The 13,911-nt window shown below is 62.7% G+C and carries 14 protein-coding genes; 4 read left to right on the forward strand and 10 right to left on the reverse strand.

Translation table 11 applies throughout. From position 1 onward, the window contains the following. The 6 genes from RDN59_RS08975 to RDN59_RS09000 all read right to left on the reverse strand — a co-directional run. Window positions 1-201 (reverse strand): nucleoside-diphosphate kinase (locus RDN59_RS08975; protein ID WP_308607539.1); only part of this gene is annotated, 201 nt, incomplete at its 3' end. 59 nt (window positions 202-260) lie between these two features. After that, a complete protein-coding gene (locus tag RDN59_RS08980; RefSeq protein ID WP_308607540.1) occupies window positions 261-572 on the reverse strand; it encodes a hypothetical protein in 312 nt (103 codons plus the stop codon). 5 nt (window positions 573-577) lie between these two features. Next, the gene (locus RDN59_RS08985) at window positions 578-1,423 is read right to left on the reverse strand and encodes an alpha/beta hydrolase (protein ID WP_308607541.1); all 846 of its coding nucleotides are present in this window, start codon (window positions 1,421-1,423) and stop codon (window positions 578-580) included. Window positions 1,424-1,471: 48 nt separating this feature from the next. Beyond that, on the reverse strand, window positions 1,472-1,918 hold the full coding sequence (locus RDN59_RS08990) for a DUF4233 domain-containing protein (RefSeq protein ID WP_308607542.1): 447 nt from the start codon (window positions 1,916-1,918) through the stop codon (window positions 1,472-1,474). Then, window positions 1,915-3,444 carry a folylpolyglutamate synthase/dihydrofolate synthase family protein gene (locus RDN59_RS08995; protein WP_308607543.1) on the reverse strand — a complete coding sequence of 510 codons (1,530 nt, stop codon included), beginning with the start codon at window positions 3,442-3,444 and terminating at the stop codon, window positions 1,915-1,917. The genes RDN59_RS08990 and RDN59_RS08995 overlap by 4 nt, the downstream gene beginning before the upstream one ends. Next, on the reverse strand, window positions 3,444-6,182 hold the full coding sequence (locus RDN59_RS09000; RefSeq protein ID WP_308607544.1) for a valine--tRNA ligase: 2,739 nt from the start codon (window positions 6,180-6,182) through the stop codon (window positions 3,444-3,446). Before RDN59_RS09000 ends, RDN59_RS08995 begins: the two co-directional genes overlap by 1 nt. A gap of 57 nt (window positions 6,183-6,239) precedes the next feature. Here RDN59_RS09000 and panB point away from each other — a divergent pair, with 57 nt between their 5' ends. Beyond that, a complete protein-coding gene (gene panB, locus RDN59_RS09005) occupies window positions 6,240-7,061 on the forward strand; it encodes a 3-methyl-2-oxobutanoate hydroxymethyltransferase (protein ID WP_308607545.1) in 822 nt (273 codons plus the stop codon). Between the two features lie 11 nt (window positions 7,062-7,072). Next, window positions 7,073-7,894, forward strand: coding sequence for a pantoate--beta-alanine ligase (gene panC / locus RDN59_RS09010; protein ID WP_308607546.1), 822 nt, complete (start codon window positions 7,073-7,075; stop codon window positions 7,892-7,894). On the opposite strand, the gene RDN59_RS09015 is transcribed toward panC, so the two are convergent. Beyond that, window positions 7,891-8,853, reverse strand: coding sequence for a malate dehydrogenase (locus RDN59_RS09015; protein WP_308607547.1), 963 nt, complete (start codon window positions 8,851-8,853; stop codon window positions 7,891-7,893). The genes panC and RDN59_RS09015 overlap by 4 nt on opposite strands. 175 nt (window positions 8,854-9,028) lie before the next feature. Here RDN59_RS09015 and RDN59_RS09020 point away from each other — a divergent pair, with 175 nt between their 5' ends. Then, window positions 9,029-9,772, forward strand: coding sequence for a TetR/AcrR family transcriptional regulator (locus RDN59_RS09020; RefSeq protein ID WP_308607548.1), 744 nt, complete (start codon window positions 9,029-9,031; stop codon window positions 9,770-9,772). A gap of 240 nt (window positions 9,773-10,012) precedes the next feature. Here RDN59_RS09020 and clpX read toward each other — a convergent pair whose 3' ends face one another. Further along, window positions 10,013-11,308, reverse strand: coding sequence for an ATP-dependent Clp protease ATP-binding subunit ClpX (gene clpX, locus RDN59_RS09025; RefSeq protein ID WP_049154336.1), 1,296 nt, complete (start codon window positions 11,306-11,308; stop codon window positions 10,013-10,015). A gap of 205 nt (window positions 11,309-11,513) precedes the next feature. Here clpX and fabG point away from each other — a divergent pair, with 205 nt between their 5' ends. Beyond that, complete coding sequence (gene fabG, locus RDN59_RS09030) at window positions 11,514-12,281, forward strand: 3-oxoacyl-ACP reductase FabG (protein ID WP_308607549.1); 768 nt, start codon at window positions 11,514-11,516, stop codon at window positions 12,279-12,281. 53 nt (window positions 12,282-12,334) lie between these two features. Here fabG and RDN59_RS09035 read toward each other — a convergent pair whose 3' ends face one another. Beyond that, window positions 12,335-12,958 carry an ATP-dependent Clp protease proteolytic subunit gene (locus tag RDN59_RS09035; RefSeq protein ID WP_070530420.1) on the reverse strand — a complete coding sequence of 208 codons (624 nt, stop codon included), beginning with the start codon at window positions 12,956-12,958 and terminating at the stop codon, window positions 12,335-12,337. Window positions 12,959-12,979: 21 nt separating this feature from the next. Beyond that, the gene (locus tag RDN59_RS09040) at window positions 12,980-13,579 is read right to left on the reverse strand and encodes an ATP-dependent Clp protease proteolytic subunit (protein WP_308607550.1); all 600 of its coding nucleotides are present in this window, start codon (window positions 13,577-13,579) and stop codon (window positions 12,980-12,982) included. Window positions 13,580-13,911 lie beyond the last annotated feature (332 nt).

Consider the following 13,911-nt stretch of genomic DNA (forward strand, 5'->3'; position numbering starts at 1 on the left):
AGTGATGAAGTCAACGAGTTCGCCGAAGAAAGGCTTGTCCTCGTGCTCGGCGTAGTGCTTCTTAGCGGTCTCCTCGTCGGCGACGCGCAGATCCATGGCGACGAGCTTCAGGCCCTTGCGCTCGATGCGGGAGATGATCTCGCCCACGTGGCCGTTCTTGACGCCATCCGGCTTGATGAGAATGAGTGTACGTTCAGTCATAGGGCACATAGTACAGAACAGGGGCTCCCTCGTCCCGACAGTGGGCCAAATTTTAAGCGCTACGTGAGGCGGCGCACGATTTCCTCCGCGCGCTCATGGCTCGTACCACGAAACCACAGCTGCACTTGGCGCACGGCCGTGCCGTATTGGCCGCTCTCCAGCAGGCCTTTCAGCTCCTCGCGGTGCCAATCTTCCAAATCCGCAAACTCCACCGGCCGCTCGTCACGCTGCTGCTTGAGCATACCGACGACGAGGAAAACGAAGGCCGGAATTAGCAGTGCGAGCGGGAACGCGAAGCCACCAAAGTACAGCTTGGCCACGAGCGCGGCGATGCACAGCAGTGCGGAAAGACCGTAGAGCAGAAAGAGCATGCCCGTTAGTCTAGCGCGTTGAGTGTCGACTGCAGCCAGACGCGAGAGCTCATGAGCAGGCGCTTTGCCGCCGCGGTATGGGGAGCCCACAACTCGAAGGCATGCACACCGCCATCGACGACCTCGCACTGTGTAGGAACGCCGGCGGACTCTAGGCGCTCGGCGTAGTCCATAATCTCGCCGTAGAAGAGCTCGCTGCTGCCCGCATACAGCCAAGCAGGCGGCAAACCAGCTAGTTCCGTGCGGCGCCCGGGAACGGCATAGGGCGCGTCCGGGTTGCCGTTGACATAGTAGCGCCACGCCAGCGCGTTGGAATTCGCATCCCAGATAGGATTGCGGTCGGTGGAGGCTGTGCGGTCATCGAGCATCGGACAAAATAGCCACTGCCCCGCTGGCTGAACCCCTCCTTCATCGTGGAGGCGCTGGCAGAGCACCGCGGCGAGCCCTCCCCCGGCGCTCTGCCCGCCGATAACTATCCGATCCAGGCTGATTCCCAGCTCTTCCGCGTGCGTGAGGAGCCAGTGGTGGGCCGAGTGGACGTCGTCAAGCGCGGCCGGATAGGGATTCTCCGGGGCGAAGCGGTAGCTCGGCGCGATGATGGTGACTCCAACCTCTGCGGCGGTTTCCTTGAGGTGCTTGACGTCTTGGCGCGGATGCCCCATGAGCAGCCCACCCCCGTGGATCCACAGCACCGCGCCGCGCGGGTTCTCCGGGCTATAGATGGTCGCGTGGATTTCGGTGTTCTTCACCCGCCGCGTGCGCACGCCCTGGATATAGGGCGCGGGCCAGAGCGCTGGCACGATGCGCCCGGCGCGGCGGATCAGCGGATTGGTCGGATCCCACAGCGACATGAATGCCGCTCCCGCGCGCAGCTCGGGCCGGATATACACCGCAGCGACCTACTTCTCAGTCAGGTGCTGCGTGGTGAGGTAGCCGCGCTCCATGCGGGCGACGATCACCGAGCGCATGTAGGCCGCGAGCGCCCAGAGCAGGGCGAAAATGATGAAGATGGTCGCCACGGACCAGTGGACCATAAAACCGAGCACAATGCCGATGACGTGGAGGACAATCTGCACCCCGACGATCCACGGCTTGTTCATGAAGGGGAAGGAAGCCAAGAGCAGCACCATGAAGCCGATCACCACGCCATAGTTGAACGGGGTCCACAGGGTGCCGTCATAAAGCTTGTACAGCATCGGCAATGCGAGGACCAGGGTGAGCAGCTCCATGGTGAGGGAGCTCGCCACGACCATGCCACCGAACTGCTTGAGGGGATCCTTGGCCGGTGCCTGGCCCAAGCCCAGCGGGCCAATCTCGTCCTCGGGGACGGGTTTACGGGGGCTCATGCGGGTTCCTTTCCAAAGAGTGCGCGGGCGTCACCGGCAGTGACGACCGAGCCAGTAATCACGATGCCGGAACCTGATTGCACGTCGGCGTCCTCCGCCAATTCGACAGCCTGGGTGTAGGCGCTGGGCAGGTCAGGCTCAACATACACGCGCTCCTCGCCGAAGATATCGCGGGCCAGCTCCGCGAGTTCATAGGCATCGCGGGCGCGCGGGGAGGTGTTCTGCGTAATCACGACTTCCGTGAGAACCGCCTCTAGGGCGGTGAGGATGCCGGCAGCGTCCTTGTCCGTGAAGATGGACACCACGCCGATGAGTCGCGCGAAATCGAAGTCGCGGTCGAGCGCTGCGGCTAGGGCCTTGGCGCCGTGCGGGTTGTGGCAGGCGTCAAGGAAAGTCGTGGGGCTGGTGCGCACGCGCTCCAGACGACCGGGGGAAATGGCCTTGGCAAAGCCGGTGCGCACGGAGGCGATGTCGAGCTGATTGCCTGACGACGCCCCGAAGAAAGCCTCCACCGCAGCCAAGGCCACGGCCGCGTTCTTGGCTTGGTGCTCGCCGTGCAGCGGCAGGAAGATGTCTTCGTACATCCCACCCAGGCCCTGGATGGTCAGCTGCTGGCCGCCCACTGCGATGCGCGATTCCAGTGCAGCGAATTCGGAGCCCGCGCGGGCCACGCCGGCGCCGACGTCTACCGTGCGCTGCAGGATAACGCGCATCGCCTCGGGGTCTTGTTCAGCAACGATGGCGATGTTTTCGCCCGGGGCGATGACATCGTCGGCGTCATGTTCGCGAGCCTTGATGATGCCGGCCTTTTCACCGGCGATCTCCGTGATGGTGTCACCGAGGTAGTCCGTGTGGTCGAGGCCTACCGGCATGACCACGGCCACCTCAGCATTGACCACGTTGGTGGCATCCCACGTGCCGCCGAGGCCAACCTCGACGACGGCGACGTCGATGGGTGCATCGGCGAAGGCTGCGTAGGAGATAGCAACAAGCACCTCGAAGGTGGACATGGGAATGTCGGAGCGGGAATCTACCATCTCCACATAAGGCTTGATTTCACGCCAGATGCGCACGAAGTCGCGCGGGTGGATGGGGTGGCCGTCGATGCCGATGCGCTCGGTGACCAACTGCAGGTGCGGGCTGGTCACTAGCCCGACGCGGCGGTGGAAGGCACGCAGCAGCGAATCGATCATGCGGGCGGTCGAAGACTTACCGTTGGTACCAGCGACGTGGATGACGTGGAAGGAACGCTCCGGGTTGCCCAAGAGATCCATGAGCATCTCAATGCGCTCGAGGCTCGGCTCGATAATGGTCTCCGGGGCACGTGCGTTGAGCTCCGCGGTGACCTCGGCCAGCTCCGCGAGTTCTTCCGGCGTGGCCTGCTCCGGGGCGGCCTCCTCGTAATTCTCCTCGCCGCCGAGGTTGAGGGTCAGGCCGGAGTCGGTGATTTCCACCGGCCCACCATCGGTGCCCTCCGCGAGGGCATCGACGACCTCAAATTCCTCGCGGTCCTTCTCCTCCGCCACTACTTGAGTCCCTCCAGACGTGCGGTGATGCGCTCGACCTCCTCCTGGGCCACCTGCTGGCGCACGCGGATCTTCTCCACGACTGCCTCCGGCGCCTTCGACAGGAAGGCCTCGTTGCCCAGCTTCTTGCCGGTCTGGTCCAGTTCCTTCTGGGCCTTGGCCAGGTCCTTTTCTAGGCGCTTGCGCTCAGCGGCGACGTCGACGGCACCGGAGGTATCCAGAGCGACCTCGACGGTGGCCTGGGACAGGCGCACCTCGATGGAAGCGGAGGCGGTGAAGTCCTCGCCCGGCTCCGTAGTATTGGCCAGGTTGCGGATGAGCCCCTCCTGCTCCTGCAGGTCGGCCGCGGCGAAGTCAAGGCGGCCCGGGACCTTCTGGGAAGGCTTCACACCCTGATCGGAGCGGAAGCGACGCAGCTCGGTGATGAGCTTGTCGGCGTCCTGAATGCGGCGGGCAGCCACCTCATCCTTCTCCGCGCCACCGTTGGTGTGCTCCTGGGTAGGCCACTGCGCGGTGACGATGGTCTCCCCACCAGTCAGGGCCTTCCACAGGACCTCGGTGACGAAAGGCATGGTCGGGTGCAGCAAGCGCAGAACCAGGTCAAGCACGCGGCCCAGAACGATCTGAGTCGTGCGTCCGGTTGCCTGCTCCTCGGCGCTCGCCGCATCGAAGTCGCGCGGGATCTGGGTCTTGGCAATCTCCAGGTACCAGTCACACAGCTCATCCCACACGAAGTGGTAGAGCAGCTCGTTGGCCTTGGCAAACTGGTAATCGTCCAGGTAGGCGTCGACCTTGGCGCGGACCTCCTCGGAGCGGTCGAGGATCCAACGGTCAGCATCGGTCAGCGCCTCACGTGCCGGCAGCTCCGCCACACCCGCGCCGTTCATGAGCGCGAACTTGGTGGCGTTAAAGAGCTTGGTGGCGAAGTTGCGTCCGGCGGCGGCAGCGTCGACAGCCAGCGGCAGGTCCACGCCCGGGTTGGCACCGCGGGCCAGGGTGAAACGCAGTGCGTCCGCACCATAGTCGCGCACCCAATCCATCGGGTCGATGCCGTTGCCCAGGGACTTCGACATCTTGCGGCCCTGCTCATCGCGCACCAGGCCGTGGAGGTAGATATCGGTGAACGGAACCTGCGGGCGGCCATCCTTGCCCCCGCCGAGCAGCTCCGGGGTGTGGGCGCCGGCGAAGGTGCCGAACATCATCATGCGGGCGACCCAGAAGAAGAGGATGTCATATGCGGTAACGAGCACGTTCGTGGGGAAGAACTTCTCCAGATCGGCGGTCTTCTCCGGCCAGCCCATCGTGGAGAAAGGCCACAGCGCAGAGGAGAACCAGGTATCCAGAACGTCTGGGTCCTGGACGTAGCCTGCCGGCGCTTCCTCGTCGGGGCCGACGCAGACGATATCTCGCTGGCCGTCCTCGCCCTCCGGGCCGTACCAGATCGGGATACGGTGACCCCACCACAGCTGGCGGGAGATGCACCAGTCGTGCATGTCATCGACCCACTCGAAGTAGCGCGGTTCCAGGGACTTCGGGTGGATGGTGGTATCGCCCTCGCGGACGGCGTCACCGGACATCTTCGCCATCTTCTCCACGGCCACGAACCACTGCAGGCTCAGGCGCGGCTCGATGGGCTCGCCGGAGCGCTCCGAGTGGCCAACGGAGTGGACGTAGGGACGGATCTCCTTGACAATGCGGCCCTGCTCGCGCAGCGCCTCGCGGATCTCCACGCGAGCCTCTTCGCGGGTCAGGCCGTCAAACTTCGTGCCGGTGTTCGCGATGTGGCCGGTGGTGTCCATGATGGTGGGCATGTCTAGGTCGTGGCGCAGTCCCATGGCGTAGTCATTCGGGTCGTGCGCCGGGGTGATCTTCACGGCACCGGTACCGAATTCCATGTCCACGTAATCATCGGCGATGATCTTTAGGCTCAAATCATCGCGGAAGGGGTGCGGCAGCTCTTTACCCACCAGGTGGGCATAGCGCTCGTCGTCCGGGTGGACGGCGATGGCGACGTCACCCAGCATCGTCTCCACACGGGTGGTGGCCACAATGAGGTGCGGTTCATCGTCGTTCAGCGAACCATAGCGAATGGACACGAGCTCGCCCTCGACGTCCTTGTACACGACCTCGATATCGGACACTGCGGTCTCCAGCACCGGAGACCAGTTAACCAGGCGGTTGGCCTGGTAGATCATGCCCTCGTCGTAGAGGGTCTTGAAGATGGTCTGGACGGCGCGGGAGAGGCCATCATCCAGGGTGAAGCGCTCGCGGGACCAGTCCACCGAGTCACCGATGGCGCGCATCTGGTTCTGGATGGTGCCGCCGAACTCTTCCTTCCACTCCCAGACCTTATTGATGAATTCTTCGCGCTCATAGTCCCAGCGCTTCTTTCCCTCCTGCTCACGCAGGCGGGCCTCCACCTTGGTCTGGGTAGCGATGCCGGCGTGGTCAGCGCCCGGCAGCCACAGGGTGGCATAGCCCTGCATGCGCTTGCGGCGAATGATGGAATCGATCAGAGTGTGGTCCAGGGCGTGGCCCATGTGCAGCTGGCCGGTGACGTTCGGCGGCGGCAGGACAATCGAGTAGGGCTCCGCCTCGGAGGAGGCGTCCGGGGTGAAATAACCGGCGCTTACCCAGCCTTCGTAGAGGTCCTTCTCTACTGCCTGCGGCTCCCAGGACTTGGGAAGCTGGTCCGCGCGGTTGGTGCCAACGAGTTGCTCTTTATTCTGATCAGTCACCTGGCCAACTCTACCCTGTGCGTCAACTGGCACCAGCGCCCTGTCTAGAGTAAGGGCATGTCTCACAACCCTGGCCACCGCGCCCGCCTCCGCACCCGTTACTTCGCCCAAGCCAAAGAAAACTCTCAGGCCTTTGCGTGCCTGACGAGTTATGACTGCATGACCGCCGAGATCTTCGATGAAGCCGGTGTGGATCTCCTGCTCGTCGGCGATTCCCTGGCCAATGTGGTGTTGGGCCGCGAAACCACGCTGTCTCTCACCCTCGATGAAATGATTCCGCTCGCCCGCGCCGTGGTCTCAGCCACCTCCCGCGCCTTCGTGGTGGTGGACCTTCCCTTTGGCTCCTATGAGGACGGCCCCTCCCAGGCGCTCGAAACCGCGGTACGCGTCATGAAGGAAACCGGTGCGCAGGCCGTGAAGCTAGAGGGCGGCGCCGAGCGCGCGCCCATCGTCGCCGCGCTTGTCGACGCCGGCATCCCCGTCTGCGCCCACATAGGCTTCACGCCCCAACAGGTTCACGCCTTGGGCGGCTTCGTAGTCCAAGGCCGCGGTGCCGGCGCGGAGAAGCTTCACGACGACGCCCGCGCCCTCGCCGAGGCCGGCGCCTTCGCCGTGGTGCTGGAGATGGTCCCAGCAGCCCTTGCTGAGCAGGTGACCAAGGAGCTGCCCATCCCCACCATCGGCATCGGCGCCGGCGCTCAGACCGACGGCCAGATTCTGGTATGGACCGATGCCTTCGGCCTAGGCGGACCCAAGGCGCCGCGTTTTGTGCGCCGCTACGCGGATCTGCGCGGCGCGCTGCTGGAGGGCGCGAAGGATTACGTGTCCGATGTGAACGAACGCTCCTTCCCCAACGCCGAGGAGTCCTTCGAGGACTAGAGTTTTATGCCATGCAGATCCTGAAAACTAAATCTGAACTCCGCGCCTTCCGCGCAGCCGCATCGGGCACCGTGGGCTTGGTGCCCACGATGGGCGCGCTTCACGATGGCCACGCTTCACTCGTGCGCCGCGCCCGCGAAGACAACGACACCGTGGTGTGCTCGGTCTTTGTCAATCCCCTCCAGTTCACAGACCTGGGCGATTGCGAAGACTACCGCGCCTACCCGCGCACTCTCGACGCAGATACCGCGCTGCTGGACTCGTTGGGAGTCGATGCGGTCTTCGCCCCCAGCGTGGAGGAGATGTACCCGGGTGGTACCCCGCGGGTGTGGGTGCGCACGGGTGAGATGGGCTCGGTCTTGGAAGGTGCTTCGCGCCCCGGTCACTTTGACGGCGTGGCCACCGTGGTGAGCAAGCTGTTTAGCCTAGTTAACCCGGACCGCGCCTACTTTGGGCAGAAGGATGCCCAGCAGGTGGCCATTATCCAGCGCCTGGTGGCGGACCTCGACCTGCCGCTGGAGATCGTCAGCGCGCCCATCGTGCGCGCGGCGGATGGCGTGGCCGAGTCCAGCCGCAATGCGCGCCTCAGTGCCGCCGAGCGTGAGCAGGCCGTGGCGCTGTCCCAGGCGCTCTTTGCCCTGCGGGATGGTGCATCCCTCAAGGAGGCTGAAGCTCAGCTTGCCTCCTCCCCCGGTGTGACGGTGGACTACCTCACCGTGGTGGATCCAGGCACGCTCCAGCCCGTTGATGCACAACACCGGCCCGCCTTGGCGCTCGTTGCAGCGCAGGTGGGGCCGGTGCGGCTCATCGATAACTTGGTGCTTCAGGCTTAGCCCTTAAGCAGGTGGGCTACGGCCTCGCGCTCCTCACGCAGCTCCTGAACGGAAGCCTCGATGCGTTCCTTCTGGAAATCGTTGAGCTCGAGACCCTGAACGATTTCCCACTTGCCGTCGCGGGCGACGGTGGGGAAACCTGCGACGAGGCCCTCGTCCACACCATAGGAGCCATCGGAGACAACAGCTGCGGTGCGCCAATCCTCAGTGCCGTGGATCCAATCGTGCATGTGATCCACCGCGGCAGAGGCTGCGGAAGCTGCCGAGGACTTACCGCGCACGGCGATGATCTCGGCGCCGCGCTTGGCCACCTTCGGAATCATCTCTTCCTTGTACCAGGTCTCATCTACCTCGGCGTTGGAGAAGGTCAGGTCTGGGAACTGGGATGCAGAGTGGTTGCCCCAGACGGCAACCTTGGTCAGCTCCGCGGTGGGCATGCCCGTCTTGAGGGAGACTTGGCTCTGGGTGCGGTTGTGGTCCAGGCGCATGAGCGCGGTGAACTGGCTGGGGTCCAGGTCCGGTGCGCTGTTGGCAGCGATATAAGCGTTAGTGTTAGCCGGGTTACCCACGACGAGGACGCGGACATCGCGCGCGGCGACGTCATTCAGCGCCTTGCCCTGCACGGTAAAGATAGCACCGTTGGCCTCCAGCAGGTCAGCGCGCTCCATGCCCTTGCTGCGCGGGCGGGAGCCCACGAGGAAAGCGGCCTTGGTGTCCTTGAAGGCCACGTTCGGATCATCGGTGACGGTAATGCCGCGCAGCAGCGGGAAGGCGGAGTCATTGAGCTCCATGGCCACGCCCTCAGCGGCACCCACGGCGTCCGGGATTTCCAGCAAAGCCAGCTCCACCGGGGTGTCCTTGCCATAGACATCGCCCGCAGCGATGCGCCACAGCAGGGAGTAAGCGATATTTCCGGCGGCGCCGGTCACGGTGATCTTGACGGGTTGGGAAGCAGTCATGTGTGAATCCTTTCGGCTCGGTACTCACCCTCCCAGCCTAGTCCCGTTTTTCGCCCCCATGGGGTGTGATTTCACCCCCGAAAGATGCGAGTTCTTTGTACTTGAGCTCCATGACCGTCTTTTTTCGGCATAGTGGACAACTGTACGCATATTCATCGACTAGACGGGACTTTCCATGAGCACTGAGACTGCATCGGTCGACTCCGGCTCTGTTGAGCGCGTGATCGATGTTGCGATTGCGGAGTTTGCTGAGCACGGCTATGCCGAGACCAAGCTCGAATCCGTGTCGAAGCTGTCTGGGATGTCCAAGCGCATGATCCACTACTACTTCGGGGACAAGAAGGGCCTCTACCAGCAGGCACTGGCAGCCGCAGCGCGGCGCCTAAACCCGCCGGAGGGCAGCCTCGAGATCAATTCTGCTGTCCCGGTCGAGGGCGTGCGTACCTTGGTGGATTGGTTGTTCCGCCAGCATGTGGATAACCCCGAGGCCATTCGGATGCTGACGATGGAATCCTCCCACAGTGTGTTGGAGTCCTCGCAGGCACTTGTCGACGTTTCCGAGATCTCCCTCCACCTAGACAAGCTCCTCATGCTGGGCCAAGATTCCGGCGCGTTCCGCCCAGGCATTTCCGCCAACGACATCTTCACGCTGATTTCGGCGCTGACGATGTACCGCGTGACCAATCACGCGATGATGAGCAATCTGCTCGACATCGACATGCATACCCACAACAACACCGAGGGCCTACACCGTATGGCCGTCGATGCCGTGCTGGCCTTCCTCACGGCGAACATCCCCGACATTGGCTTTGAGTCTTACCTCACCCAGAACGAAACTGAGCTTGATGCCGAGTCTGCGCCCTTGGATGTCTACTCCACTGAGGACGACGGCGACGTGCCCACGGGTCTCTACGGGTAGAGCCCTCTCCCAGCACCGCGCGAGCAAAGAAACCAAAGTAAAGGAACCATCTGCGCGCCGGCCTGAGCACAAGCCCAGGTCACAATCTCACGCCATAGCTACATGGTCCCATTCATCTGGTTCCTTTGCCCCCCAACAGGCAGATGGCATCTGACAGAAGGCGTTTTTAGACCTGAAAACGCCATGTAGACAGCACAAAAGGCATCTTCAGCCTTGAAGATGCCTTTTAAGAGATGCCGTTTAGGCGGATTCCTTCGCCTCATCCGAGTACACGAACTCCGGCTCGCCACCGTCAGTCACGCAGTCCTTCGTGATGTGGACGCTGGCGATGTCCTCGCGGTCCGGGAGGTCATACATGATGGGCACGAGCAGCTCCTCCATGATGGCACGCAGGCCGCGGGCACCGGTCTTGCGCTCGAGCGCGAGCTCAGCGATCGCTTCCAGCGCTGCGTCGTCGAAGTGCAGCTCCGCACCATCCATGCTGAACAGGCGCTGGTATTGCTTGACCAGAGAGTTCTTCGGCTCCACGAGCACCTTAACTAGCGATTCGCGGTCCAGGTTATCCACCGTGGCAACCACCGGCAGGCGGCCGATGAACTCCGGGATAAGGCCGAATTTCACCAGGTCCTCCGGCCGCACCTGGGAGAAGAAGTCGACTGACTCCTTCTCATCCTTAGTTTCCAGCTTGGCGCCAAAGCCCACGCCCTTCTTGCCCACGCGCTCCGAAATCACCTTGTCCAAGCCCGCGAATGCACCGGCCACGATGAAGAGGATGTTCGTGGTATCCAGCTGGATGAACTCCTGATTCGGGTGCTTGCGCCCGCCCTGCGGTGGAATGGCCGCTACGGTTCCCTCAAGGATCTTCAACAGCGCCTGCTGCACGCCCTCACCGGACACGTCGCGAGTAATCGAGGGGTTCTCCGACTTGCGGGAGATCTTGTCCACCTCATCGACATAGATGATGCCGTGCTGCGCGCGCTCCACATCAAAGTCCGCAGCCTGCAGCAGCTTGAGCAGGATGTTCTCCACGTCCTCGCCCACGTAGCCGGCCTCGGTCAGGCTCGTGGCATCCGCAATGGCAAAGGGGACGTCAAGCAGGCGCGCCAGGGTCTGCGCCAGGTAGGTCTTTCCGGAGCCCGTCGGGCCCAGCATCAGGATGTTGGATTTGGCAATCTCCACCTCTTCATCCTGCGCCTTCTTCCGACGGCCCTCCAGGCCTGCGGCTTCCTCAGCCTTGATGCGCTTGTAGTGGTTGTACACAGCCACCGACAACACGCGCTTGGCCTGGTCCTGACCAATGACGTACTTATCCAGAAAAGCCGAAATCTCCGAAGGACGCGGAAGACGCATTTCCTTCTCTTCGTCCGCCTCAGCCTGAGCTGCGCCGAGCTCCTCCTCGATGATTTCGTTGCAGAGCTCGATGCACTCGTCACAGATGTAGACGCCGCCGCCGGCGATAAGCTTCTTCACCTGCTTCTGGCTCTTTCCGCAGAAGGAACACTTGAGCAGGTCAGCGCTTTCTTGCATACGTGCCATGAAGGCCTTTCAACTCTTTTCTCTGGGGTTGGGTGGAGCGATTTTACCGCAGTCTATTCCACTCTAGTAAACCACCCAGACTCGAGCGCTATTTCTCGCGTGGCGGCGCGCCACCTACACAGCGACCACAAATCACAGCACACCACAACCGGTAGCAGCCTAGGCTGGGGCTCAGAATCACCTCCCGACCGCTAAGGAGCTTCACATGTTTGACCTTCAAGACCAGGTAGCCATCGTCACCGGCGGTGCCGCAGGCATCGGCCGCGGTATCGTCAGCGCCCTGCGCGAGGCCGGCGCGACCGTCGTCATCGCTGATCTCAACGAGGAAGCAGCGCACGAGAGCGCCCAAGAACTCGGTGCGGACGCTCTGCTTGTCGACGTCACCTCGCGCGACTCCGTCCGCAACCTTTACGAGGACGTCGTCAAGCGCTATGGCCGCATCGACATCGTCTGTTCCAACGCCGGTGTCTTCCCCAATTGCCCGCTCGAGGACATGACCGACGAGCAGTGGGACACCATGTTCGCCATCAACACGCACGGCACATTCACCGTGGTGCAGGAAGCACTGCCCTATATGAAGAAGGCGGGCTACGGGCGCATCGTCATCACGACGTCTATCACCGGCTCGCACACCGGTTACCCGGGCTGGGCGCACTACGGCGCGTCGAAGGCCGCTCAGCAGGGCTTCATGCGCTCCGCCGCCCTGGAGGTGGCGCGCGATGGCATCACCATTAATGGTGTGCTGCCAGGCAATATCCTCACCGAAGGCCTAGAGGGCCAAGGTCAGGAGTACCTCGACCAGATGGCGCGCTCCATCCCCATGCACCGACTGGGTTCCCCGCGCGATATCGGTAACGCCGCGGCTTTCCTCGCTTCCCGCGAAGCCGGCTATATCACCGGTCAGACCCTCATCATCGACGGTGGCCAGATCCTCCCCGAATCCCCCGAAGCCATCCTGCCTCCTTATGACTAAGCGCGACTAAAGCCCCGCTACCTTTCAGATAGCGGGGCTTCAAGCTTGCTCAGTTAGGCGTTGAGCTTGCGGTAATCAAAGACGGTATCGATGAGACCGTACTCGACTGCTTCCTGTGCGGTAAGGATCTTGTCGCGGTCGGTATCGATGCGCACCTGCTCAGCGGTGCGGCCGGTGTGCTCCGCCAAGGTCTGCTCCATGAGGCGGCGCATGCGCTCGATCTCGTTAGCCTCGATCTCGAGGTCCGACACCTGGCCCTGCGTGCCCTGCGTGCGCGGCTGGTGAATCAGCACGCGGGAGTTCGGCAGAGCGGCGCGCTTGCCCGGAGCACCGGCTGCCAGCAGCACGGCGGCAGCGGAAGCAGCCTGGCCCAGGCAGACGGTCTGCACGTCAGGACGCACGTAGCGCATGGTGTCGTAGATGGCCATCAGCGCGGTGAAGGAGCCACCCGGGGAGTTGATGTACATCGTGATGTCGCGGTCCGGATCCTGGGATTCCAGGACCAGCAGCTGCGCCATGATGTCGTTGGCGGAGGTGTCATCGACTTGGGTGCCCAAGAAGATGATGCGCTCTTCAAAGAGCTTGGAATACGGGTTGGTGGTCTTCGATCCCTGTGCGTTCTGCTCAATGAACTCCGGCAGAACGTAGCGGGAAGAAGGCATCTGAAGGTTAGACATGGTGATAAAGCTCCTTGTTCCCTAGTTGGTGATAGGACCGTTGACGGACTCGATGACGTGGTCGACGATGCCGTATTCCTTGGCCTGCTGGGCGGTGAACCAGCGGTCGCGGTCCGAATCCTTAGTGATTTGCTCGAAGGTCTGGCCCGTGTGCTCAGCGATGAGCTCCGCCATCTCACGCTTGGTCTGCGCGAACTGCTCGGCCTGGATGGCGATGTCTGCAGCGGTACCGCCCACACCAGCGGAAGGCTGGTGCATCATGATGCGCGCGTGCGGCAGCGCATAGCGCTTGCCCTTGGTGCCGCCGGACAGCAGGAACTGGCCCATCGAGGCAGCCAGGCCCATGCCGTACGTAGCCACATCGCACGGCGAGTACTTCATCGTGTCGTAGATGGCCATACCCGCGGTGACGGAGCCACCCGGGGAGTTGATGTAAAGCGAAATGTCGCGCGTCGGGTCTTCTGCGGACAGCAGGAGGATCTGGGCGCACAGCTTGTTGGCGATCTCATCATCCACCTGAGTGCCCAGGAAGATGATGCGCTCACGCAGCAGGCGCTCATAGACGCTATCGCCCAGGCTCATGCCCGTTCCCGGCGAGGTCATCTCAATATTTCCAGACATGTATTTCAGTCTCCTTGCGGACGGTTCTTTCACTAATGCCACCACACTACTGGACGCAGCGCGGCGCGTGGGGTGTGTTCGCTATCAGCGTTTGGGCACGTATCCTGCGCGATTAAGGAAGGACTTTCGGCACTCAAACGCAATGCAAAAGGCCCAGCGCACGAACGCTGGGCCTTCAAGCATTAAGGGCGATTACTCGGCGTCGGTAGCCTCAGCCTCGTCCTCGTCGATCTCACCGAAGTACTGGTCAACATCAACCTTGTTGCCCTCTTCATCGGTAACCTCGGCGCGGCAGATAGCCGTTGCCAGGGCCTTGCCGCGGCGGACGTCAG

Origin of the sequence: uncultured Corynebacterium sp., from assembly GCF_902489365.1 — a bacterium.
In the GTDB taxonomy this organism is placed as follows: domain Bacteria; phylum Actinomycetota; class Actinomycetes; order Mycobacteriales; family Mycobacteriaceae; genus Corynebacterium.

Excerpts from the sequence above, each read along its gene's own strand:
- RDN59_RS09015 (WP_308607547.1), bottom strand. The coding sequence starts at position 8,853 with ATGACTGCTTCCCAACCCGTCAAGATCACCGTGACCGGCGCCGCCGGA.
- panB (WP_308607545.1), top strand. The coding sequence starts at position 6,240 with ATGTCTCACAACCCTGGCCACCGCGCCCGCCTCCGCACCCGTTACTTC.
- RDN59_RS09020 (WP_308607548.1), top strand. The coding sequence starts at position 9,029 with ATGAGCACTGAGACTGCATCGGTCGACTCCGGCTCTGTTGAGCGCGTG.
- RDN59_RS08985 (WP_308607541.1), bottom strand. The coding sequence starts at position 1,423 with ATGTCGCTGTGGGATCCGACCAATCCGCTGATCCGCCGCGCCGGGCGC.
- RDN59_RS08990 (WP_308607542.1), bottom strand. The coding sequence starts at position 1,918 with ATGAGCCCCCGTAAACCCGTCCCCGAGGACGAGATTGGCCCGCTGGGC.
- RDN59_RS08980 (WP_308607540.1), bottom strand. The coding sequence starts at position 572 with ATGCTCTTTCTGCTCTACGGTCTTTCCGCACTGCTGTGCATCGCCGCG.
- RDN59_RS09040 (WP_308607550.1), bottom strand. The coding sequence starts at position 13,579 with ATGTCTGGAAATATTGAGATGACCTCGCCGGGAACGGGCATGAGCCTG.
- RDN59_RS09035 (WP_070530420.1), bottom strand. The coding sequence starts at position 12,958 with ATGTCTAACCTTCAGATGCCTTCTTCCCGCTACGTTCTGCCGGAGTTC.
- clpX (WP_049154336.1), bottom strand. The coding sequence starts at position 11,308 with ATGGCACGTATGCAAGAAAGCGCTGACCTGCTCAAGTGTTCCTTCTGC.
- panC (WP_308607546.1), top strand. The coding sequence starts at position 7,073 with ATGCAGATCCTGAAAACTAAATCTGAACTCCGCGCCTTCCGCGCAGCC.
- fabG (WP_308607549.1), top strand. The coding sequence starts at position 11,514 with ATGTTTGACCTTCAAGACCAGGTAGCCATCGTCACCGGCGGTGCCGCA.